The organism is Streptomyces glaucosporus (genome assembly GCF_039533345.1).
In the GTDB taxonomy this organism is placed as follows: domain Bacteria; phylum Actinomycetota; class Actinomycetes; order Streptomycetales; family Streptomycetaceae; genus Streptomyces; species Streptomyces glaucosporus.
Window position 1 is genome coordinate 358,611 of sequence record NZ_BAAATJ010000002.1, and the last position, 22,184, is coordinate 380,794.

A 22,184-nucleotide genomic window follows, 5' to 3' on the forward strand; every position below is an offset into this window, starting at 1 on the left:
CTCCAGGGCGTTAATATGGAATTGGGCCTACGGGACGAGCGAGGGAGTTCGACCGGAGTAGCCGACTTCGGCGGAAGGCTGTGGTCTCCGCTGGGGCCGACGTCGACGGTCGGGCTGAGAGGCTTGAAGGTCGGAAGACCGGAAGGCGACCCCCATCACCTGATCCGGACAATGCCGGCGCAGGGAGCCCGTCTCGTAGGTCATCTGCATGACGCGCCCGCAAGGGCCCGGCGTCGCCGCACCGGCCCGCCCTCTCACGGCCGGTGCCGAGGGCAGCGAATCCCGCACCCACCGCCCCTGCTCGCAGCCGGAAACGGTCCGTGGGGCGTGTCGTGCCCCCTGATCCGCCGCGGAGCCTGCCAGTGCCCCCTTCGCCGGACCGGACGGCCGCTCGGCGCCCACGCCCCTACCCCCCGGGCCCGGACGGAAAGCGGGAACGGACGGGACGACACCGGCCGCACATCGACGCCGTACACGGACGGCCGCGCACGGCGGGCAACGTGCAACGGGCCCTCCGCCGGCGGGAAAACCGCCGGCGGAGGGCCCGTCCGTGCCGTACGGCTACTTCTTGCCCTGGTTCTTCACGGCCTCGATGGCGGCCTTGGCGGCCTCCGGGTCGAGGTAGGTGCCGCCCGGGTTGACCGGGTGGAAGTCGGCGTCCAGGTCGTAGGCGAGCGGGATGCCGGTGGGGATGTTGAGGCCCGAGATCTCCTCGTCGGAGATCTTGTCCAGGTGCTTGACCAGCGCGCGGAGGCTGTTGCCGTGCGCGGCGACCAGGACCGTGCGGCCGGTCAGCAGGTCCGGGACGATGCCGTCGTACCAGTACGGCAGCATGCGGGCGACCACGTCCTTGAGGCACTCGGTGCGCGGGCGCAGCTCGCTGGGGATCATCGCGTAGCGCGGGTCGTCGCTCTGCGACCACTCGGCGCCGTCCTCCAGCTCCGGCGGCGGGACGTCGTAGGAGCGGCGCCACTGCATGAACTGCTCCTCGCCGAACTCCTCGCGGATCTGCGCCTTGTTCTTGCCCTGGAGCGCGCCGTAGTGGCGCTCGTTGAGGCGCCAGGAGCGGCGGACGGGGATCCAGATGCGGTCGGCGGCCTCCAGCGCGATCTGCGCGGTGCGGATGGCGCGCTTCTGGACGGAGGTGTGGACGACGTCGGGGAGCAGGCCGGCGTCCTTCAGCAGCTCACCGCCGCGGGCCGCTTCCTTCTCGCCCTTCTCGGTCAGGTTGACGTCCACCCAGCCGGTGAACAGGTTCTTCGCGTTCCACTCGCTCTCGCCGTGGCGGAGGAGGATCAGCTTGTACGGTGCGTCGGCCATGGGCCCGAGCCTAATCGACCACGGGGACGCCGGGCGCGGCACGGCCGACTGGCGAGACGTGCCGGGGTGTTGACCGGCCGGGACGGTGCGGGGCGCGGTGCGGGAGGGCCGTCCGCACCGGAGGACGGGGACGATTGACGGCGGGCGTCAATCCGGTGGCGAGGCCGGAGGAGCGCTGCGTAACGTGTGGTATCCGGACGTACCCCTTACACAAGGGGGTGCGTCGCGCTCCGCAGAACCACACCTCAGTCACTCACCGCCGGGAGGCGCGCCGTGTCCGAAACCGGATCCGTCAAGGGGTCCGCCGCCAGATCCGCCAGGGGACTGGGGCGGGCGGCGGTCGAGACCGTCTCGGGGCTGCCCCGGACGTTCTGGTGGCTGTGGACGAGCACCCTCGTCAACCGGCTCGGCTCCTTCGTCGCCACCTTCCTGGCGATGTACCTGACGGTGGAGCGCGGCTACTCGGCGACGTACGCCGGCCTCGTCGCCGCGCTCCACGGGCTCGGCGGAGTGGTGTCCTCCATCGGCGCGGGGGTGCTGACCGACCGGCTGGGCCGCCGTCCCACGCTGCTGGTGGCGCAGGTGGGCACCGCGGCCTCCGTCGCGCTGCTGGGCTTCGTGGAGCATCCGGTGGCCATCGCGGCGGTCGCCTTCGCCGTCGGCATGGCCAGCAACGGCTCCCGCCCGGCGGTGCAGGCGATGATCGCGGACATCGTGCCGCCCGAGGACCGCGTGCGGGCCTACTCGCTCAACTACTGGGCCATCAACCTGGGTTTCGCGGTCTCGGCGTCCGCGGCCGGCCTCATCGCCGAACACGGCTACCTGCTCCTCTTCCTCGGCGAGGCGACGATGACGCTGGTGTGCGCGGTGCTGGTCTTCGTCCGGCTGCCGGAGTCGCGGCCCGAGCGGCCGCAGAGCCCGGGGACGGAGGACGACGGGGAGCGGGTGTCAATGGCGACGGTGCTGCGGGACGGCCCCTTCATGGCCGTGGTCGGCCTGAGCTTCCTGGTCGCCACCCTGTTCATGCAGGCGTACGTCGCCCTGCCGGTGGACATGGCCGCCAAGGGGCTGAGCAGTTCCGACTACGGGCTGGCCATCGCGGCGAACGGCGTGCTGATCGTCGCCCTCCAGATCCCCGTCACCCGTTTCATCGAGCACCGGGACCCGGCCCGGCTGCTGGTGGTCTCCTCGCTGCTGACGGGAGGCGGGTTCGGGCTGACGGCCTTCGCCGGGTCGGTGGGGGCGTACGCGCTGACCATCTGCGTCTGGACGCTGGGCGAGATGGTCAACGCCCCCACCCAGACGGGCCTGGTGACGCGGCTGGCCCCGGCCCACGGGCGGGGCCGGTACCAGGGGATGTACACGCTGTCCTGGTCGGTGGCGGCGCTGGTGGCGCCGCTGGTGGGCGGCGTGGTGCTCGACCACGGGGGTCCGGAAACGCTGTGGGGGCTCAGCGCGGTGGTCGGCGCGGTGGCGGCGGTGGGCTATCTGGTGCTGCTGCGGGTCTCGGCGCGCGGGGACGGCGAGGGCGCGGGCGACACGGCCGGGGACGGCGCGGGCGGCGGGGCCGGGGACGGCCGGTCCGGTACGGCGGCGGCCCCGGAGAAGTCGGAGCCCGCCGCGCGGGCGGAGGGCTGAGCGCGCTTCCGGCCGCCGGTGCGCGCCGGCGGCCGGAAGCGCGCGCCGGCTCGTCAGCTCACCGGTTCACTCGCCGCGCTCGTCGCGCTCGTCGCGCAGCAGGTGCGCGAAGGCATCCAGGTTGCGGGTGGACTCGCCGCGGGAGGTCCGCCAGGCGTACTCCTTGCGGATCGACGAGGCGAAGCCCTTCTCCAGCAGCGTGTTGAACGCCCCGTCGGCGTTCTCCAGGACCACCCCGAGCAGCCGGTCCACCTCCTCGGGGGTGACGGCGGCCAGCGGGAGCCTCCCCACCAGGTAGACGTCGCCGAGCCGGTCGACGGCGTAGGCCACCCCGTACAGCCGGGTGTTGCGCTCCAGCAGCCAGCGGTGGACCTCGGCGTGGTTCTCGTCGGGGCGGCGGACGACGAAGGCGTTGACGGACAGGGAGTGCCTGCCGACGATCAGCGAGCAGGTCGTGGAGAGCTTGCGGGTGCCCGGGAGGGTGACGACGTAGTTGCCCTCGGAGGGGTTCTCCCAGGTCAGCTCGGCGTCCTTGAGCGCCTGTTCGATCGCGGCCCTGGCCTTGGAGGACGGGTCGGCGGACGGGTCGGCGGGCCGTCCGGCGGAAGGGTCCGCGGACGGAGGGGTGTCATCCATGGGCATGGGCCGATCGTAGATGGCGGCGGTGCTCGGCCGTCGCCTCGGCGTACACCTCGGCCGTGGCGGCGGCGGCCGTGTCCCAGCCGAATCCGCCGGCGTGCCGGGCCGCGGCCTCGCCCATCCGGGCGGACAGTTCCTTGTCGTCGATCAGGCGGCGCAGGGCCCGCGCGTAGTCGGCCGGGTCGTGCCCGTCCACCAGGAAGCCGCTGACGCCGTCCCGCACGGCCACCGGCAGTCCGCCGACGGACGCCGCGACGACCGGGGTGCCGCACGCCTGGGCCTCGATGGCCACCAGCCCGAAGGACTCGCTGTGGGACGGCATCACCAGCACGCTCGCCGCGCGGTACCAGTCGGCGAGGAGGTCCTGCCCGACCGGCGGGCGGAAGCGGACGACGTCGGCTATGCCCAGGCAGGCCGCGAGCTTCTGGAGCCGCTCGGGCTTGGCCAGGCCGCTGCCGCTGGGTCCGCCGACGACGGGCACCACGATGCGTTCGCGCAGGGAGGGGTCGGCGTCGAGGAGCAGCCGCACGGCGTGCAGCAGGACGTCGGGGGCCTTCAGGGGCTGTATCCGCCCGGCGAACAGGGGGATGAAGGCGTCCGCGGGCAGCCCGAGCCGGGCCCGTGCGGCGGCACGGCCGTCGGCGGGGCGGAAGCGTTCGAGGTTGACGCCGGGGTGGACGACGGCCGTGCGGGCGGGGTCGGCGTCGTAGTGGTGGACGAGCTGGCCCGCCTCCTCGGCGGTGTTGGCGATGAGCCGGTCGGCGGCGCGTACGACCTGCGTCTCGCCGATCACGCGGGCGGCGGGTTCGGGGGTGTCGCCCTCGGCGAGCGCGGCGTTCTTGACCTTGGCCATGGTGTGCATGGCGTGGACCAGGGGGACGCCCCAGCGTTCGGCGGCGAGCCAGCCGACGTGCCCGGAGAGCCAGTAGTGGGAGTGGACCAGGTCGTAGTGGCCGGGCCGGTGGCCGGCCCAGGCCTGCATCACGCCGTGGGTGAAGGCGCAGAGCTGCGCGGGCAGGTCCTCCTTGGCCAGCCCCTCGTAGGGGCCGGCGTCCACGTGCCGCACCAGCACACCGGGGGCGAGTTCGACGGTGGGCGGGAGCATGGCGGCGGTCGCCCGGGTGAACACCTCGACCTCGATGCCGATGGCGGCGAGCTGCTTGGCCAGCTCGACGATGTAGACGTTCATCCCGCCGGCGTCGCCGGTGCCCGGCTGGTGCAGCGGGGAGGTGTGGACGCTGAGCATGGCAACGCGCCGCGGCCGTCGCGTGAAGCGGTGCCGCCGCCGACCGAGCCTGGTGGAGTACGGGCTCACCTGCGGATGCCTCCTCCGGAGTGGGTGGCCGAGCGACGGTCCGCTCCTTGACCGCCTACAACCACCGGTAGGCCCGGTCCCATTTCCGTTCCACACCATGCTTTACCGAATCTTGACGCGACACGGCATCGACACAGCGTCGACACGGCATCGATATGGCACCGGCATGGCGCCGGCACGGCATGGACGCGGTCGCCTCCGGTCACACCTGGTCGCGTCCGGTCCCGGTGTGGGGCGCGCGTAGGGTTGCCGCCATGGGCAGGCGTGCGGTGGAGCGGCCCGTGGGGGCCGTCACGCGGGGAACGACGAATCCGAACCGGCTGCGGCGGATGGACCGCTGGATCGCCGCCGCGCACGGCGCCGCGCTGCGCCGCACCGCCGATCCGGCCGGCCCGGTCGCCGTGGACCTCGGCTACGGCGCCGCGCCCTGGACCGCCGTCGAACTGCTGGGGCGGCTGCGGACGGTCTGCCCGGACGTACAGGTCGTCGGGATCGAGATCGATCCGGCACGCGTCGAGGCCGCGCTGCCGTACGAGCGCGAGGGGCTGACCTTCGCGCACGGCGGCTTCGAGGTGCCGCTGCCCGGCGGGCGGCGGCCCATGCTGATCCGGGCGGCGAACGTCCTGCGGCAGTACGACGAGGACGAGGTGGCGCCCGTCTGGGACCGGCTGCGCACGCGCCTGGCGCCCGGCGGGCTGCTGGTCGAGGGGACCTGCGACGAGGTGGGGCGGCGCCACGTGTGGGTGGCGATCGGCCCGGAGGGGCCCCGGACGGTGACCTTCGCGACCCGGCTCGGCTCCCTGGGCACCCCGTCCGACCTGGCCGAACGGCTGCCGAAGGCGCTCATCCACCGCAACGTCCCGGGCGAGCCGGTGCACGCCTTCCTCCGCGACATGGACCGGGCCTGGGCGGCGGCCGCCCCGTACGCCGCGCTGGGGGCCCGGCAGCGGTGGATGCGGACCGTGCAGGAGGTCCGCGGCGGCTGGCCGGTCGTGGACGGACCGCGGCGCTGGCGCCAGGGCGAGGTCACCGTCCGGTGGGACGCCCTGGCGCCGCGCGGGAGGGGGAAGTGACCGCGAGGACGCGGGCCCTCGGCGTCAGTTCGTCAGCTCCTTCCGGCCCGAGCCGCCGGTAATCTGGATCTTGCGCGGCTTGGCCTGCTCGGCCACCGGGATGCGCAGCGTCAGGACACCCGCGTCGTAGGAGGCCTCGATCCGCTCGGTGTCCAGGGTGTCGCCGAGGAAGAGCTGGCGGCTGAACCGCCCGGTCGGCCGCTCGGCGGCGAGCCGCTCGGCCTCCTCCGGACCCGGCCAGGTCCGCTCGGCGCTGACGGTCAGGACGTTCCGCTCGATGTCGAGGTCGACGGTCTCCGGGTCGATGCCCGGCAGGTCGAAGTGGACCACGACCTGGTCGTCGGTGCGGTAGGCGTCCATCGGCATCCCGACGGGGCGGGCGACGGTGCCGAAGAGCTGCTCGGTGAGGCGGTCGAGCTCACGGAACGGGTCGGTGCGCATCAGCATCACGGACCATCTCCCTCCTTGAGTCGCCATCCCGTGATGTCCTCTGATTCCTATATAACTCCGCGGAGGAAAGTTGACAAATGTTAGCTCAACTTAGTTGCGACGGTTGGTCGAATCGGCAGGTCGGGGGTGGTTCTCAGGGGTCGGGCAGGGACGGGAAAGTCCGGGCGGGAGTCGTCAGACCAGTTCCGGGGGGAGCACCGTCAGCAGGGCGTCGACCAGTTCCCGGTCCTGCTCCCGGGTGAGCCGCTCCCTGGCCTCCCCCGGGGGCAGCCACAGCAGCCGGTCGACCTCGTCGCCGGGCTCGAACGCCCCGCCGGTCGCCTCGGCCTCCCAGTAGTGGACCTCCTTGGGCACGCCTTTGACCGCGTACCGGACGGTGGACAGCATCGCGCCCGGCCGGCAGTCCATGCCGGTCTCCTCGCGCACCTCCCGCACCGCCGCGACCAGGGCCCCCTCGCCCTTCCTGCACTTCCCCTTCGGATGGGACCAGTCGTCCCACCTGGGACGGTGGACGACGGCGATCTCGACTCCCGCGCCCGAACCCGAACGGCGCCACAGCACACAACCCGCCGCACGGATCACGCGGGGTCCCGCCATCAGCGGCCCCCCTCGGCCCCGGACGGCACCGCCGCCACCGCGTCCTGCGGCGGCACCACCGCCGGACGCCACAGCCGCCCGAAGCTGAACCGCGCGGCCTCCACCTCATGCCGCTGGTCCGCGTGGAGCACCCCCAGCGCGTAGGCGGTGGCGGGCGCGATACGGGGAGTGCGGGCGGCCGCCGCCGCCGCGGACGCCGCCTCGGACGCGTCCCGGTGCCGGTCCAGCGCCCGGCCGGCAGCCGCCAGCGCGGGATCGTCGTGCCCGACCACCTCGTGGGCGTACCGGCGCAGCCGCACCAGCAGCCGCACCTGGTTCCAGGCCGCGTCGTGCTCCCCGCCGGCGGCGAGGGTGTGGGCCAGCGCCTCGCCGTTGTACGACTGGCGCGCCCGGGTCAGGGGCAGCGCGTCCACCGCCTCCGCCGCACGCCGGTGGGCCAGTTCGGCCAGCGGCAGCAGGACCCCGGCGGCGGGGCGGGAGGCGGTCTCGGCGGCCGGCGGCGCCTCGGAGGCCAGGACGGCCACCGCGTCGGCGACGGCGTGGAAGCGGGAGGAGCCGAGCGCCTGGAGCGCGGCGGAGTGGGCACGGGTCCGGGCGAGCGTCAGCTGCCGTTCCAGCAGCGCCCCGGCACGGGCGGCGCCCGCGCCCAGACCGCCCCCGGCGGACGACGGGCCGCGCCGGCCCGGCGGCCCGGCGGAAGCGAGGGGCGGCTCCGCGGAGGGGACGGGATCGGCTGGCACGGAGGACAGCCGGTGCAGCGCGGCCAGCAGCCGGTGCAGCCTCGTCTCGTAGGCGCGCTCCCGGCCCAGCACCCCCGAGAGCCACACCAGCTCGCCGGAGAGCTGATCGGCCCAGGCGCCGTCGGTCAGCGGCCGGTAGACCTGGAGGACGGCGCTGATCCGGCGGGCGGAGCGGCGCATCAGCCGTACGGCCTCGGCCGCGACGGCCGCCGACTCCGCGCTGCCCGCGCTCTCGTCGTGCAGGCGCAGACTGCGCAGGAACTCCGTCGCCTGCCGGTGGAGGTACTCCGCCAGCACCTCGCCCGCCGTGGCGTTCCGCAGTTCGGGGCGGAACGCCGGGCACGGCTCCGGCCCGTTCCCGGAGTCCCCTCCCCCACCGGTCGTCCCGACGGACAGGTCATGTCGATGGACCACGTCGGCGCCTCCGGGCGTCGATGAGCATTTCCTGGATGTGCTGCAGGGGCCGCCCCTCGGCGTCGGTGGCGTGCCGCGTCCATTCGCCGTCCGGTCCCAGGTGCCAGGAGGCGGTGGTGTCCGAGGTTCCCGTCTCCAGCAGCTGGTCGAGGGCGGCACGGTGGCCGGGGTCGGTGACGCGCACCAGCGCCTCGATCCGCCGGTCGAGGTTGCGGTGCATCATGTCGGCGCTGCCGATCCACACCTCCGGGTCGCCTCCGTTGCCGAAGACGAAGACCCGCGAGTGCTCCAGGAAGCGCCCGAGCACGCTGCGCACCCGGATGTTCTCCGACAGCCCCGGCACTCCCGGCCGCAGCGCGCAGATGCCGCGCACCCACAGGTCGACCGGGACGCCGGCGCGGGAGGCGCGGTAGAGGGCGTCGACGATCGCCTCGTCGACGATCGAGTTGACCTTGATGCGGACGCACGCGGGCTGTCCGGCCCGGTGGTGGGCTATCTCCCGGTTGATCCGCTGTATCAGCCCCGTGCGCAGCGAGCTGGGCGCGACCAGCAGCCGGCGGTAGGTGGTGCGCCGCGAGTAGCCCGACAGGCGGTTGAACAGGTCCGACAGGTCCGCGCCGACCTGCGGGTCGGCGGTGAGCAGGCCCAGGTCCTCGTAGAGGCGGGCGGTCTTGGGGTGGTAGTTGCCGGTCCCGACGTGGCTGTACCGCCGCAGGGTGTCGCCCTCCTGCCGCACCACCAGCGACAGCTTGCAGTGGGTCTTCAGCCCCACCAGCCCGTAGACGACGTGGCAGCCGGCCTCCTCCAGCTTCCGCGCCCACTTGATGTTGGCCTGCTCGTCGAAGCGCGCCTTGATCTCGACCAGCACCAGCACCTGCTTGCCGGACTCGGCCGCGTCTATGAGCGCGTCCACGATCGGGGAGTCGCCGGAGGTCCGGTAGAGCGTCTGCTTGATCGCCAGGACGTCCGGGTCGGCGGCGGCCTGCTCCAGGAACGCCTGGACGGAGGTGGAGAAGGAGTCGTAGGGGTGGTGGAGCAGCACGTCCCGCCGGCGCAGCGCCTCGAAGATGTCGGGCGGGGAGGCCGACTCGACCTCGGCGAGGTCGCGGTGGGTCCCGGCGACGAACTTGGGGTACTTCAGCTCGGGCCGGTCCAGCCCGGCGATGGCGAACAGGCCGGTGAGGTCCAGCGGGCCGGGCAGCGGGTAGACCTCGGCCGCGGTGACCTTCAGCTCCCTGATCAGCAGGTCCAGCACGTACGGGTCGATGCTCTCCTCGACCTCCAGGCGCACCGGCGGCCCGAAGCGGCGCCGCATCAGCTCCTTCTCCAGCGCCTGGAGGAGGTTCTCCGCGTCGTCCTCCTCGACCTCCAGGTCCTCGTTGCGGGTGACCCGGAACATGTGGTGGGCGAGGACCTCCATCCCGGGGAACAGCTCCTCCAGGTGGGCGGCGATCACGTCCTCGATGGGCACGTACCGCTGCGGGGAGGCCTCCAGGAACCGCGAGAGCAGCGGCGGCACCTTCACCCGCGCGAAGTGGTTGTGCCCGCTGACCGGGTTGCGCACGACCACCGCGAGGTTCAGCGACAGCCCGGAGATGTAGGGGAAGGGGTGCGCCGGGTCGACCGCCAGGGGGGTCAGCACCGGGTAGATCTTCTGCCGGAAGAGGGTGAACAGGCGGGCCTGCTCCTCCTCGGTCAGCTCCGGCCAGCGGATGAGGTGGATGCCCTCCTCGGCGAGCGCCGGGGCGACGTCCTGCTGGAAGCAGGCGGCGTGCCGGGCCATGAGCTCCCGGGAGCGCGTCCAGATCAGGTCCAGCACCTCGCGCGGCTGGAGCCCGGAGGCGGACCGGGTGGCCACGCCGGTGGCGATGCGCCGCTTGAGGCCGGCGACGCGCACCATGAAGAACTCGTCGAGGTTGTTGGCGAAGATCGCCAGGAAGTTGGCGCGCTCCAGCAGCGGTGTGCTCGGGTCCTCGGCCAGTTCCAGCACCCGCTCGTTGAAGGCCAGCCAGCTCCGCTCGCGGTCGAGGAAACGTCCCTGCGGGAGCTCCTCGTCCCGCTCCCCGGGACCCTCCCCCTCCGGGTAGGCGTCCACGTCGAGGTCGATGCCCGGCTCCGGGGCGGACTCGGGCGGGGCCGCCACGCTCGGGCGCGAAGCGGCGATGGAACCGACGGAAGGCTGGGCGGGCTGGCTCATTCCTCCATTGTTCCGCGCCGCGAGGATCACCGGCGCGTCGGGAAACGTCGCCGGTCGTGACCTGCGGTCCGGCGCGTTCTGCGCGTTCGGCACGACGGGCTGCATTCCGCGATGCTCGCAAGCGAGTTTGAATCGCCGGTTAAGCGGACATGGCCGCCAGGCGAGCCCCGCGCTTCACCTGGGTGCACAGGCTTCCAGGGATTCGCCCCGGCGAACGGGCACGCCGGGGGCCCGGAAGATGTGGAATTTCCAGTTCGAGTGATTTTCGAAATACGGCTACACAGAGTCACATTTCCTCGCCTAGTGTCATGGGAGGCGGTACCCGGGCAGCGAACGGCTGTATGGGCGCGGCCCTGTTCTGTACGGCCTGTACGGGGCGACGGGCCGGAGGCGGCAGCCGTTGGACACGGACACGAAGGAGGTGGGGGCGCATGAGCGCGGACGGCGACGGCGTGGAGCGTCCGGCACGCACGGATTACATGACGGACGGCGTGGACGGCACGTCCCGGAAGCCCGAGTGGGACGCCGTGGCGGAGGCCCGCCACTCCAAGAAGGTCCGCGACCCGGCCAGGCTGGGGGTCTTCGAGCGGCCCTTCCCCCCGCCGGCCCTCGTCCAGGAAGAGGTGACGCTCCGGCGTCCGATCGGAGGCAGACGCGTACTGCGTCGCCGGCTCGAACACCTGCTGAAGATCGGCAGGTTGCCCCGTGTCGCAATCCAGGTGATGCCCACCGGCACCGGGGAGCGCGCCGGGCTCGGAGGCTCGCCGCGAGTGCGCAGACTCAAGGACGGCACGGCGGTTGCCCAGAACGAGGTCCGGCTCACCAACCGCTTCGTCTCCGATCCCAGAGAAGTGCAGACCCTTGAGATGCGCTATGGAATGATCCGCGCCCAAGCACTCACCCCGCGTGAGCCCTTGGCCTTCATCGAGAAAGTGCTGGGGGGACGACGTGACGTTCACATCCTCGGCCGAAGACGCTTCCACGCTGACGTGGATCAAGAGCAGCCACAGCGCCGACGACGGCCCCGCATGCGTCGAGGTCGCGGCCACCCCCGCAACCGTCCACGTTCGCGACTCCAAGCGCATACAGGGGCCGCACCTCGCCATCGCCCCCAACGCCTGGGCCGGTTTCCTGGCGTACGCCGCAGACCGCTGACGCCGGCACCCGGAGCCCCACGCCCGTTCGGAGGCCGGGCGCACGCTCGATCCGGACGCGTACGCGGTGCTGCTCGCGGTCGCCGCCGACGACCGGAAGCGGCTGCCCGAACTCCTCGCCGCGCTCTCCGACGCGCAGCGGCGCTCCTGCGTGCCCCACCTGAAGGCGTGGCGTGCCCGGCTGCTCCGCGAATGGGGCGTGGAGACCCGGCCCCGCAAGCAGGCCCTGGTGATCGCGGGCGCCGGCTGCCGCACGGGCGCGGCGGCCGTCGCCCAGTGGCTCGCGCACGACGACCTGGACACGCTCCAGCCCTCTGACACCGTCCTGCTCCTGGATGTCCTGGCCGGCCGTCCGGCGCCGTGGCCGGGGGACGTCGCCCGGCGTCTCGCCGACCGCCCCCGGTCCGGCAGTGCCCAGGGCCACCCCTACCTCCTGACCGAGCGGCTGGGCCGGGGAACGGACGTGGCCCCACCGGAGGCAGGTCTGGCCCACCGTCGTGGACGGCGCACCAGGGCCGCGCCCCTCGGCGCGCGACATGCGGTCCCGTCCCCTCGCCGACCGGCTGCGCGGCGATCCGTTCCTGGACGCGCTCGTCCCGCGCCTGTTCGACGTGGACGGTGTCGGCGGGCTGCTGGCGGGGGGGCGCCGTCTCCTGGCCCGCCGCCCTGGCCGCTCTCGCCGCCGAGGGGCGCCTGGACCGCACCGCCCTGCTCGACGGCTGCCTGTCGCGGCTGCTGCGCGGCGGACGGCCCGGTGAGCGCGTCGCCCGTTCCGGCCCCGCCTCGCTCGCGGAGCCGGCACGGGCGGGCGCGGCGGACGGCCGGCCTCCGTCCGGCGGCAGAGCGGGTGAGCGGGCAGGTGGAAGGACCGGTGGGCGGCCGGCAGGCGGGCCGGTCCCGCCTCAGCTCTCCGTGCGGTACATCAGGTCCACCTCGTGGATCCGGAAGCCCAGCCGGTCGTAGAGCGCCACGGCCGCCTTGTTGTCGGCGTCCACGTAGAGCATCCCGGTCGGCAGGCCGCGGTCGCGGGCGAGGTAGCGCAGGCCCACCACCGTCAGCGCCTTCCCCAGACCGAGTCCCTGGGCCTCGGGGGTGACGCCGACGACGTAGACCTCGCCGAGCTGGTCGGCGCTGTGGACCTTGGTCCAGTGGAAGCCGACGATCTCCTCGCCGTCCCCGCCGTCCCCGCCTTCCTCGCCGCCGCGCACGGCGAGGAAGAAGCCCTTGGGGTCGAACCACGGCTCGGCCTTGCGGTCGTCCAGGTCGCGCTGGGTCATCCCGCCCTGTTCGGGGTGGTGGGCGAAGGCGGCGGCGTTGGCGGCCAGCCAGGCGTCGTCGTCCTGCCCGGGGACGAAGGTCCGCAGCCGGATCCCCGGCGGCAGCTCCGGCTCGGGCAGCTCCAGGCCGGTCAGCGGGCGCCGCATCTGCCGCAGTTCGCGGAAGAGCGTGAGGCCCAGGAGCCGGGCCAGGTGCCGGGCGGCCGGATGCCCGCCGTGCGCCCACACCCGCAGCCGCCTGCCCGAGGCGTCCAGCAGGGCGCGGCCGAGCGCACGGCCGTACCCCTGGCGCCGGTGAGCGGGGTGGATGACGAACTCCCCGGCGGGCGCCTCGATCGGGTCGGTGTCCTCCAGTTGGCCGTACCCGACGAGCTCGCCCCTCTCCCACACCAGCAGGTGGCGCACGCCCTCCCGGCGTCCGCCGCGCAGCTGGAGGCGGCCCTGCTCGGACACGGCGGGCTGCCCGTCCACTCGGGCCGCCTCGTCGATCAGCTCCTGAGCGCGCCGGACGACCTCGGCCGACACCTCGTCCACAACCACCACGTCGCTCATGGGGAGAAGCCTACGCAGCATCGAAACATGTCGGTTACCTCCGTCACCATGACACGCTACGCGCGTTGACCTAGGCTGCCCCTCGCCCACATAGGCCGACCCACGGCCCTGACAAGGGAACAGAAGGGGACAGACAGTGTCCACTCCACCCAGGCGGCCCGCTCTCTCCCGCAGACTCACCGCCGCTGCCGCCGGTCTGGTGACCGTCGGCGCGCTCGCCGCCGCCATGCCCGCCGCGCAGGCCACGCCGGAGAAGGCCCCCGGCGCGCACGGTGGCCACGGCAAGCACCACGGCCGCACCGTCGACCTCCAGGTGCTGGCCATCAACGACTTCCACGGCAACCTGGAACCCCCCACCGGCTCCTCCGGCCGTGTGACCCACCAGCACCCGAACGGCACCACCGAGCAGATCGACGCGGGCGGCGTCGAGTACCTGGCCACCGCCCTGCGCGAGGCCCGGAAGGGCCACCCCCGCTCGGTGACCGTCGCGCCCGGCGACATCGTCGGCGCCAGCCCGCTGCTGTCGGGCCTCTTCCACGACGAGCCCACCATCGAGGCGATGAACGCCCTGGACATGGACGTCGTGGGCGTCGGCAACCACGAGTTCGACGAGGGCGCGGCCGAGCTGAAGCGCCTCCAGAAGGGCGGCTGCCACCCGGAGGACGGCTGCTACGACGAGGGCCGCGTCTTCGAGGGCGCCGACTTCCCGATCCTCGCGGCCAACGTCGTCGACGAGAAGACCGGCAGGCCGCTGATGGCGCCCTACACCGTCAAGAAGATGAAGGGCGTCAAGGTCGGCTTCATCGGCGTCACCCTGGAGGGGACGCCGGACATCGTCTCGGCCGAGGGCGTCAAGGGTCTGAAGTTCCTCGACGAGGCCGAGACCATCGACAAGTACACCAAGGAGCTCCGGCGCAAGGGCGTCAACGCCGTCATCGCGCTGGTCCACGAGGGCGGCACCCCGGCCTCCGCCGCCTACAACGCCGACTGCGGCGAGGACGGCGCGAAGCTCTCCGGCCCGATCGTCGACATCGCCCGGAGGACGAACGCGGGCGTGGACGCGCTGATCACCGGCCACACCCACCAGCCGTACGTCTGCTCCATCCCGGACCCCAGGGGCGACGACCGCCTGGTCACCTCCGCCGCCTCCTTCGGCCGCCTGTTCACCGAGCTGAACATGGAGTACGACCACCGCACCCGGGACATCGTGCGGACCTCCGTCGAGGGCACCAACCACGTCGTCCACCGCAACCGGGAGAAGGCCGCCGACCTCACCGGCCTGGTCGACTACTGGAAGGCGCTGGCCGAGCCCGTCGCCAACCGGCCCATCGGCTGGATATCCGAGGACATCCCCGCCGACCGGACCGCCGTCGAGTCCCCGCTGGGCGACCTGATCGCCGACGCGCAGCTCGCCCACGCCAAGACGCTGGACCCGGAGACGGACCTGGCCCTGATGAACCCCGGCGGCATCCGCGCGGACCTGGTGTACACGGCCTCCGGCGGCGAGGGCGACGGCGTGGTGACGTACGCCGAGGGCTTCACCGTCCAGCCGTTCTCCAACACCGTCAACCTCACCACCCTCACCGGCGCGCAGCTCCTGTCGGTGCTGCGTGAGCAGGTCAGCGGCGCCAACGAGGCGTCCCCGAAGTTCCTCCAGGTCTCGTCCGGCCTCACCTACACGCTGGACCTCACCAAGTCCGGCGCGGACCGGATCGTCACCGACTCGGTGCGGCTGAACGGCGAGCCGATCGACCCGTCGGCCTCCTACCGCGTCGCGGCGAACTCCTTCCTGGCGGGCGGCGGCGACGGCTTCGGCACCTTCGCGAAGGGCACCGACCCGCTGGTGGGCAGCGACGACCTGGCGGCCCTCCAGGAGTACCTGACCGCCAACTCCTCCGCCTCCGACCCGCTCGACGCGCCGGCGGCGGACCGGATCAAGGTCGTCCGGTGAGCCGCACCACCGGATGACTCTCCCTCCGCGGGCCGTCCTCAGCGGCCCGCGGAACTCCCCCCACAGCGCCGCCGACCGGGAAGCCGGTCGGCGGCGCGCTTTCTCGGTGACGCTCTCCTCCGCTTCCTCCCGGCCCGGCACGGAGCCGGGTCACGGCTCCCCGCGTGAGGCCGACCACGCCTCGTGGGCGCGGGTGACGCGGTCCCACAGGGCGGTGCGGTCGTCGGCGTCCAGGTCGCTCGGATCGCGGCCGAAGAGGTCGGTGACGACGGCGAACCACTCGTCCATGTCGTCCAGCGTGCGCTCGGCGGTGCCCGCGGCGTCGATCCGGGCGAGGACCCGGCCGCGCAGGAGGTCCACGCCCTTCGCGTCGCGGCGCAGCAGGGTGAGGACCTTCAGGAACGGGGAGTCGGGCGCGGTCGACAGGCGCCGGTGTTCGTCGGCGAAGTCGTCCATGCGGGCCGGTTCCCCGCGGAACACCATGTGCGTGAAAGAACTGGCGGGGTCGTGGTGGAAGACCCAGCCGCCGGGTTCGTCGGCGGAGGGCTCCAGCCGGTAGGTGAAGGGCCCCTGCCGGTAGGTCCCGGCGCGCAGCGGCAGCGGGTCGTACGGGCCGTCGCCGAGCCCGACGTCGACGAAGTACTCCTCGCCGCCGACGCGCACCGTCAGGGCCAGGTGGTCGCCGCTCGCGCCTCGTCCCTCCGGGGACTGGTGGACGCCTCCGAGGTGGAGTGTGACGTCGTAGCCCAGCGCCCGGAGCAGCGCGGCGAAGCCGCCGTTGAGGTGGAAGCAGTAGCCGCCCTGCCCGGCGGCGAACCGGCGGACGGAGAGCAGCGGGTCGATGCCCGGCGGGCGGCCGAGCTGGATGCCGATGTTCTCGTAGGGCACGCGTTCAAGGTGGGCACGCTGCAGTGCGAACAGCCCGTCGGCGGAAGGGAGTCCGGGGTCGGACACGCCCAGCCTGTCCAGGTGGCGGCGGAGGTCTTCCGGTGTCATGGCGTTCCACCCTAAGCCCGGAGCGATGACCTCCGTCCCCGTGAACTCCCCTTCCGGGCAGGCACGTCGGCAGCGGACCCGGTGACGTCTTCACCGACCTCCTAGGGTGGGCGCATGCGCCACGACGACGACCACGAGCCCGTCTTCGTCCGCAGCGAGTGGGGGACGAACCGCTACGTCTACAACCCGGACAGCCCGGTGGGCATGACGTTCATCGTGCTCTCCCTGGCCCTCGTGGTCCTCTTCTTCTTCCACGTGTCCGACAGCTCCTCGTGGACCGAGGACGAACTGCGCGACGCCGTCCACGAGGCCACGGGCGTCCTGGCGGAGGAGCCGCACCCCTTCCCCTCCCGCCTCGAACCCTCCGAGTGGGTGGCGGACAGGATCGAGGAGGCCGTCCACGAGGCCGGCGGCGTGAACGCCGCCCCCGGTCCCCGCGTCGAGTACGTGGAGGAAGCCGGCCGCTACGAGGTCACCGCCACCGACACGACCGCCGTGTTCTGCCTGCGCGTCGAGTGGTCCCCCTTCATCTCCGAGGAGGACGCCGAACCCGACCCGTACGAGTACGGCGGGGCGCCCGGCGACTCCTTCGACCCGCGCTACACGCTCAGGACCACCGTCGCCGAGGACTACTGCTGATCCCGGCGGGGGGCGTCGGCGGGGAATGCCGGGGGGAACGCCGGCGGAGGCGTCGGCGGGATCGGCGGGGTGCCGGACGGATCAGCCGGTCTTCCAGACCGTCAGGTCCCCGACGACGGCGGGCACGGTGAGCTCCGGGTCGAAGTCCGGTCCGACCGGCTTCAGTTCGACGATCTCCAGCATCGCCAGGTTGCCCTCGCTCGTCCTCGTGCAGACCAGGTCGCCCTCGTCCAGCACCTTGCCGCTGTTGATGTCCCCTCCCTCGACCCACTTGGGGATCGGGTCGGTCACGGCGGCGGCCTCGCACTCCTCGGGGGTCCTGCCCCTGCTCTTCCCCACCGCCTTCAGGAAGGAGACGTGGCCCTCGCGGATGTCCAGCTCCGTCTCGCTCGGCTCGAGGTCGCCCTCCGGGTCCACCGTCCCCTCGTCCATGTCCACGTCGGTGGCGTCCAGGGAGGAGAAGGGCGTGACGGTGGTGATCCGGCGTTTCTCGAAGACGGGCTCGAAACGGGGCTTCCCCGCTTCCCCGTCCGGGGACCCGGACGTCTTCCCCCCGCTCCCCCGGGCGGCGTCCGCCGTCCGGGAGGCCGACGGTCCGGGGGCGGCCCTGCCGTCGGCGTCCCCGTTCCCGTCGGCGACGACCGTCCAGAGGCCTGCGAGCGCGGCGACCACGGCCAGGGCGGCGCCCGCGGCCCACAGCCCGGAGCGGTCGCGCCGGGGCGGAAGCCCGTTCACTCCGTACGGCGGCCCCGGCGCGTACGGCGGCGCGGTGGGCCCGGCGGGTGCGGTAGGGGAAGCCTGCGCGGTGGCCGTCGGGGCACCGTAAGGGCCGCTCGGAGCGGACGCGTACGCGGTGGGCGTGTACGCGGTGGGCGTGTACGCGGCGGGGCCGCCGTACGCGCCGCCGGGCGTCTGGGTGGGCGTGTAGGCGTACGGCGACTGCACGGGCGGGGACGCGGGCTGCCGGGACGGCTCGGGCGGCGGGGCCGGGACCTGGACGGCCCGCGCCCGGCCGCCGATCGCCTCGGTGAGGGGGGCGGGCAGCCAGCCGTCGAAGTCCCGGGCCGCGCGCCCGGACGCCGCCTCGCACAGCTCGGCCAGTTCGCCGGGCGCCGGCCTGTCCTCCGGGGCCGCCGCCAGACAGCGCTCCAGCAGCGACCGCAGCCCGTCGGGGTGGCCGGAGAGGTCCGGCGGACGCTGGGCGGTGTTGGCGATCCGGGCGGCGACGGTGAGGGCGGGCCCGTCCCCGTACGGGTGGCGCCCGGTGGCGGCCACGGCGGCGACCAGACCGAGGGAGAAGACGTCGGAGGCGGGCGTGACGGTCTCGCCGGAGGCGTGCTCCGGCGACATGAACTGCGGGGTCCCCACGAACCCGCCGCTGCGGGTGAGCTGGGTGGTGTCGGCGGCCCGCGCGATGCCGAAGTCGATGATCCAGGGGCCGTCGGTGCCCAGCAGGATGTTGCTGGGCTTGAGGTCGCGGTGCACCACCCCGGCGGTGTGCACCGCCTGGAGCGCCCGCGCCGTGCAGCCGGCGAGCTGGAGCACCGCGGGCAGCGGCAGGGGGCCGTACAGGGTGAGCGCCTCGTCCAGCGGGACGCCCGGCACGTAGGCGGTGGCCAGCCAGGGCTGCTCGCCGGTGGTGTCGTGGTCCAGCACCGGGACGATGTGGTAGCCCCGGACCCGCCGGGCGGCCTGCACCTCGCGCTCGAAGCGGCGCCGGAACTCCTGGTCCCGGGCGTACTCCCGCCTGATCACCTTCAGCGCCACCGGCTGATTGCCGCGGGTGCTGGAGAGGTAGACCGAGCCCATGCCGCCCTCGCCGATCCGCGCGGTCAGCCGGTAGCCCGCGATCTCCCGCGGGTCGTCCGGCCCCAGCGGGCGGAGTGCGGCTTGCTCGGGACCTGCCATCGCGTCCTCCCCCATCGGCCCCATCGGCCCCATCGGCTTCAACGGCCTTGTCCGGACGGGATGTTATCCGTGTCGGCGGACGGCCGCTCAGGGGCCGGGCGGGAGGCCGGGGTGCTCCGGCGGGGGCGTGGGCGCGCCCGGGAGGCGGAGGACCGCCTCGGTGCCGCCGCCCTCGGCCGGGCGGAGGGCGACCTCGCCGCCGCAGCGGCGGACCGTCCGGGCCACGATGGACAGCCCCAGACCGGAGCCGGGAAGGCTGCGGGCGGACGGGGAGCGCCAGAACCGGTCGAAGACGTGGGGCAGTTCGTGCTCGGGGATGCCCGGTCCGTGGTCGCGCACCCGCAGGACGCCGTCGGCGAGGGCCACCTCGACCGTCCCGCCGGGCGGGGAGAACTTCACGGCGTTGTCCAGGAGGTTGACCACCGCCCGTTCCAGGGCGGCCGGTTCGGCGCGCACGTACCAGGGGGCCAGGGCGGTGGTGACGGTGATGCCGGAGCCGCGCAGGCGGGCGCGTTCGGCGGCCCGCTCGGTGGTGTCGTGGAGGGCGACCACCTCGACGGGTCCGCCGGCGCCGGCGTCGGGGCGGGAGAGCTCCTGGAGGTCGCCGATGAGGGCCGCCAGTTCGGCGATCTGGGCCCGCACCGACTCCAGCAGGGCCCGGCGGTCCTCCGGCGGCAGGGCGCGTCCCGTCCGCTCGCTGCGCACCAGCAGGTCGATGTTGGTGCGCAGGGAGGTGAGGGGGGTGCGCAGTTCGTGTCCGGCGTCGGCGATGAGCTGCTGCTGGAGGTCGCGGGAGGTGGCCAGGGCGGCGGTCATGGCGTTGAAGGAGCGCGACAGGCGGGCGATCTCGTCGTCGCCCTCGACGGGGATGCGGACGGCCAGGTCCTCGGTGCGGGCGACGTGCTCCACCGCCTCGGTGAGGCGGTCCACCGGCCGCAGGCCCGCGCGGGCGAGTCCGACGCCGGCGCCGGCCGCGCCGAGCACGCCGGCGGCGGCGACCAGGCCGAGGACGAGGCCGAGGGTGTCCAGGGAGTCGTCGACCTCGCCCAGCGGACGGGCCACGGTGACGGCGACGCTCGTGCCCGCCAGCGGGGTCGTCAGCACCCGGTACTCGGCGCCGCCCGCGGTGACGGTGTGGAGGGCCTCCGGGCGTTCGCCGCGGGCCACCGCCACGTCGGACGGGGAGACCGGCAGCGGCTGCTCGCCGAAGAGCATGCAGCTCGTGCCGTTGCCGTCCACGAGCTGCACCGTGGAGTCGAAGACGTTGGGCTGGGACCGCCGCTCCTCCTCCGGCACCGCCCTGCACTGCCCCCCGGCCCGTACGAAGTCCAGGGCCAGCCGGTCGACCCGGACGCGGCGCAGGGCGTCGTCGAGGGAGTCGACGAGCTGGGCGCGGGTCAGGAGCCAGGCGGACGCGGCGCACACCGCCACCGCGACCGCGACCGCCGCCGCCACCAGCAGGGCCAGGCGCGACCGCAGCGGCAGGGCGTTGAACCAGCGGCTCACCGGGCGGCGCCCCCCGGGCCCTCGCGCAGCACGTAGCCGACTCCGCGCACGGTGTGGAGCAGGCGCGGCTCGCCGCCCGCCTCGGTCTTGCGGCGCAGGTACATCACGTACACGTCCAGGGAGTTGGAGGAGGGCTCGAAGTCGAAGCCCCAGACGGTCTCGAGGATCTGCTCGCGGGTGAGGACCTGGCGCGGGTGCGCCATGAACATCTCCAGCAGCGTGAACTCGGTGCGGGTCAGCTCCACCGGGCGTGTGCCGCGGACCACCTCGCGCGTGGTGAGGTCCATCCGCAGGTCGGCGAAGGCCAGCACCTCGGTGTCCTCCGCGCCCGCCTGCTCCCGCGCGTAGGAGCTGCGGCGCAGGAGGGCGCGGACGCGGGCCAGCAGCTCGTCCAGCTCGAACGGTTTGACCAGGTAGTCGTCGGCGCCCGCGTCCAGGCCGGTGACGCGGTCGCCGACGGTGTCCCGCGCGGTGAGCATCAGGATGGGCACGGTGGCGCCGGCCGCGCGCAGCCGCCGGGCGGCGGTCAGCCCGTCCATGCGCGGCATCAGCACGTCCAGGACCACCAGGTCGGGCCGGTACGCCTCGACCTGCCGCAGGGCCTCCAGACCGTCGGCGGCGAGCCCGGTCTCGTATCCCTCGAAGGCCAGGCTGCGGCGCAGGGCCTCCCGTACGGCCGGCTCGTCGTCGACGATCAGCACGCGCGCGGGCGCGGGGGCGGGGGATGTGGAGGTCATGGACGCGAGTGTCGCATCACCGCTCGCCGCCGGCGCGGAGGTCGTCGAGGACCTCCTTCACGTCGTTGACCGGGACCGCGAAGCCCAGGCCGGCGCTGCCCGCCTCGGCGGAGGAGGAACCGCTGCTGTAGATGGCGGAGTTGATGCCGATCACCTTGCCGTCCAGGGTGACCAGCGGGCCGCCGGAGTTGCCGGGGTTGAGGGAGGCGTCGGTCTGGATGGCCTTGTAGGTGGTGGTGTCCCGGCCGACCTCGCCGTTGTACCGGCCGCCGCCGAACTCGAACGGCCAGGAGCCGTCGTCGCGCGGCCCGCCGCTCTCCCCCTCCTCCCGCTCCACGGTGACCTCGCGGTCCTTGGCGGAGACGATGCCGCTGGTGACCGTGCCGGACAGGCCGCGGGGCGAGCCGAACGCCACGACCCGGTCGCCGATGGCGACCGCGTCGGAGTCGCCGAGTTCCGCGGGAGTGAGTCCGTCGACGCCGTCGACCTCGATCAGCGCCATGTCGAGGCCGGGTTCGGTGCCGGTGATCTCGGCCCGGGCGCTGCTGCCGTCGCCGAAGACGACCTCGATCCGGTCGGCGCCGGAGACGACGTGGTTGTTGGTGAGGATCTCGCCGTCCTCGGAGATCACCACGCCGGAGCCGGTGGCGGATCCGGAGGAGGAGGTGGCGCTGATCTCCACGACGCTGGGGCCGACGGCCCTGACCACGTCCGAGACGCCGGCCTCGGAGGAGGCGTTCGTCCCCTGGATCACGGAGACGCCGGGGGAGGCGGAGGCGTCGTCGAACGCCGTGCCCACCAGGGCGGCCGATCCGCCGCCGACGGCCGCCGCCACGACCGCCACGGCCGTCAGCAGCCCGGCCGGGCGGCGGGCCCGGCGCCGGGTGCGTGCCGGGGGCGCCGGGGCGGGCGGGGGCGCGGGCGGGGCGAACGGGGGCTCGTGCCCCGCCGGGTCGTACGCCGGGCGGGGCGGATACGCGGGGTTCGTCTCGTGGTCGCTCATACCGACGACTGTGCGCGCCCGGTATGAGAGTTCCATGAGAACCGGCTGAGACCCGGGGAAGAGTCCGGGCGGCCCCGG

18 protein-coding genes and 1 pseudogene are annotated in these 22,184 nt (G+C 73.7%); 6 read left to right on the top strand and 13 right to left on the bottom strand.

Translation table 11 applies throughout. The annotated features are described in order from the left end of the window. Positions 1 to 561: 561 nt before the first annotated feature. Entirely contained in the window at positions 562 to 1,320 is a 759-nt protein-coding gene (locus tag ABD358_RS03805; protein WP_344629362.1) for a phosphoglyceromutase, read from the bottom strand. Between the two features lie 273 nt (positions 1,321 to 1,593). Here ABD358_RS03805 and ABD358_RS03810 point away from each other — a divergent pair, with 273 nt between their 5' ends. Continuing rightward, entirely contained in the window at positions 1,594 to 2,958 is a 1,365-nt protein-coding gene (locus ABD358_RS03810; RefSeq protein WP_425576233.1) for an MDR family MFS transporter, read from the top strand. A gap of 66 nt (positions 2,959 to 3,024) precedes the next feature. On the opposite strand, the gene ABD358_RS03815 is transcribed toward ABD358_RS03810, so the two are convergent. Beyond that, a complete protein-coding gene (locus tag ABD358_RS03815; RefSeq protein WP_344629453.1) occupies positions 3,025 to 3,594 on the bottom strand; it encodes a type III secretion system chaperone family protein in 570 nt (189 codons plus the stop codon). Continuing rightward, on the bottom strand, positions 3,587 to 4,912 hold the full coding sequence (gene mshA, locus ABD358_RS03820; RefSeq protein WP_344629363.1) for a D-inositol-3-phosphate glycosyltransferase: 1,326 nt from the start codon (positions 4,910 to 4,912) through the stop codon (positions 3,587 to 3,589). The genes ABD358_RS03815 and mshA overlap by 8 nt, the downstream gene beginning before the upstream one ends. A 254-nt stretch (positions 4,913 to 5,166) precedes the next feature. Here mshA and ABD358_RS03825 point away from each other — a divergent pair, with 254 nt between their 5' ends. Further along, positions 5,167 to 5,985: a class I SAM-dependent methyltransferase gene (locus tag ABD358_RS03825; RefSeq protein WP_344629364.1), complete on the top strand. Its 819-nt coding sequence runs from the start codon at positions 5,167 to 5,169 to the stop codon at positions 5,983 to 5,985. A gap of 24 nt (positions 5,986 to 6,009) precedes the next feature. Here the strand turns inward: ABD358_RS03825 and ABD358_RS03830 are convergent, their stop codons facing one another. The 4 genes from ABD358_RS03830 to ABD358_RS03845 all read right to left on the bottom strand — a co-directional run bounded on the left by ABD358_RS03830 (position 6,010) and on the right by ABD358_RS03845 (position 10,383). Next, a complete protein-coding gene (locus ABD358_RS03830) occupies positions 6,010 to 6,432 on the bottom strand; it encodes an Hsp20/alpha crystallin family protein (protein ID WP_344629365.1) in 423 nt (140 codons plus the stop codon). A 177-nt stretch (positions 6,433 to 6,609) separates the two neighbouring features. Next, positions 6,610 to 7,032: an NUDIX hydrolase gene (locus ABD358_RS03835; protein WP_344629366.1), complete on the bottom strand. Its 423-nt coding sequence runs from the start codon at positions 7,030 to 7,032 to the stop codon at positions 6,610 to 6,612. Continuing rightward, on the bottom strand, positions 7,032 to 8,186 hold the full coding sequence (locus ABD358_RS03840; RefSeq protein ID WP_425576234.1) for a CHAD domain-containing protein: 1,155 nt from the start codon (positions 8,184 to 8,186) through the stop codon (positions 7,032 to 7,034). Before ABD358_RS03840 ends, ABD358_RS03835 begins: the two co-directional genes overlap by 1 nt. After that, entirely contained in the window at positions 8,170 to 10,383 is a 2,214-nt protein-coding gene (locus tag ABD358_RS03845; RefSeq protein ID WP_344629367.1) for an RNA degradosome polyphosphate kinase, read from the bottom strand. Before ABD358_RS03845 ends, ABD358_RS03840 begins: the two co-directional genes overlap by 17 nt. A 479-nt stretch (positions 10,384 to 10,862) precedes the next feature. Here ABD358_RS03845 and ABD358_RS03850 point away from each other — a divergent pair. Both ABD358_RS03850 and ABD358_RS03855 read left to right on the top strand, forming a co-directional pair. Further along, positions 10,863 to 11,303 (top strand): annotated as a pseudogene (locus ABD358_RS03850) (Scr1 family TA system antitoxin-like transcriptional regulator); the annotation flags it as partial. Between the two features lie 28 nt (positions 11,304 to 11,331). Continuing rightward, a complete protein-coding gene (locus tag ABD358_RS03855) occupies positions 11,332 to 11,538 on the top strand; it encodes a DUF397 domain-containing protein (protein ID WP_344629368.1) in 207 nt (68 codons plus the stop codon). A gap of 901 nt (positions 11,539 to 12,439) precedes the next feature. Here the strand turns inward: ABD358_RS03855 and mshD are convergent. Beyond that, the gene (mshD, locus tag ABD358_RS03860) at positions 12,440 to 13,366 is read right to left on the bottom strand and encodes a mycothiol synthase (protein ID WP_344629369.1); all 927 of its coding nucleotides are present in this window, start codon (positions 13,364 to 13,366) and stop codon (positions 12,440 to 12,442) included. A 136-nt stretch (positions 13,367 to 13,502) separates the two neighbouring features. Here mshD and ABD358_RS03865 point away from each other — a divergent pair, with 136 nt between their 5' ends. Next, complete coding sequence (locus ABD358_RS03865; RefSeq protein ID WP_344629370.1) at positions 13,503 to 15,317, top strand: bifunctional metallophosphatase/5'-nucleotidase; 1,815 nt, start codon at positions 13,503 to 13,505, stop codon at positions 15,315 to 15,317. 150 nt (positions 15,318 to 15,467) lie between these two features. Here ABD358_RS03865 and ABD358_RS03870 read toward each other — a convergent pair whose 3' ends face one another. After that, positions 15,468 to 16,313 (bottom strand): arylamine N-acetyltransferase family protein, encoded by an 846-nt coding sequence (locus ABD358_RS03870; RefSeq protein WP_344629371.1) that lies wholly within the window; start codon positions 16,311 to 16,313, stop codon positions 15,468 to 15,470. 114 nt (positions 16,314 to 16,427) lie between these two features. Between ABD358_RS03870 and ABD358_RS03875 the strand changes: the two genes are divergently transcribed. After that, positions 16,428 to 16,952: a hypothetical protein gene (locus tag ABD358_RS03875; protein WP_344629372.1), complete on the top strand. Its 525-nt coding sequence runs from the start codon at positions 16,428 to 16,430 to the stop codon at positions 16,950 to 16,952. Between the two features lie 81 nt (positions 16,953 to 17,033). Here ABD358_RS03875 and ABD358_RS03880 read toward each other — a convergent pair whose 3' ends face one another. From ABD358_RS03880 to ABD358_RS03895, 4 genes are all read right to left on the bottom strand, one after another. Then, positions 17,034 to 18,860, bottom strand: coding sequence for a serine/threonine-protein kinase (locus ABD358_RS03880; RefSeq protein WP_344629373.1), 1,827 nt, complete (start codon positions 18,858 to 18,860; stop codon positions 17,034 to 17,036). Between the two features lie 87 nt (positions 18,861 to 18,947). After that, a complete protein-coding gene (locus ABD358_RS03885) occupies positions 18,948 to 20,366 on the bottom strand; it encodes a HAMP domain-containing sensor histidine kinase (RefSeq protein WP_344629374.1) in 1,419 nt (472 codons plus the stop codon). Next, positions 20,363 to 21,103, bottom strand: coding sequence for a response regulator transcription factor (locus tag ABD358_RS03890; RefSeq protein WP_344629375.1), 741 nt, complete (start codon positions 21,101 to 21,103; stop codon positions 20,363 to 20,365). Before ABD358_RS03890 ends, ABD358_RS03885 begins: the two co-directional genes overlap by 4 nt. Positions 21,104 to 21,119: 16 nt before the next feature. Then, a complete protein-coding gene (locus ABD358_RS03895) occupies positions 21,120 to 22,106 on the bottom strand; it encodes a S1C family serine protease (RefSeq protein ID WP_344629376.1) in 987 nt (328 codons plus the stop codon). Between the last annotated feature and the right edge of the window lie 78 nt (positions 22,107 to 22,184).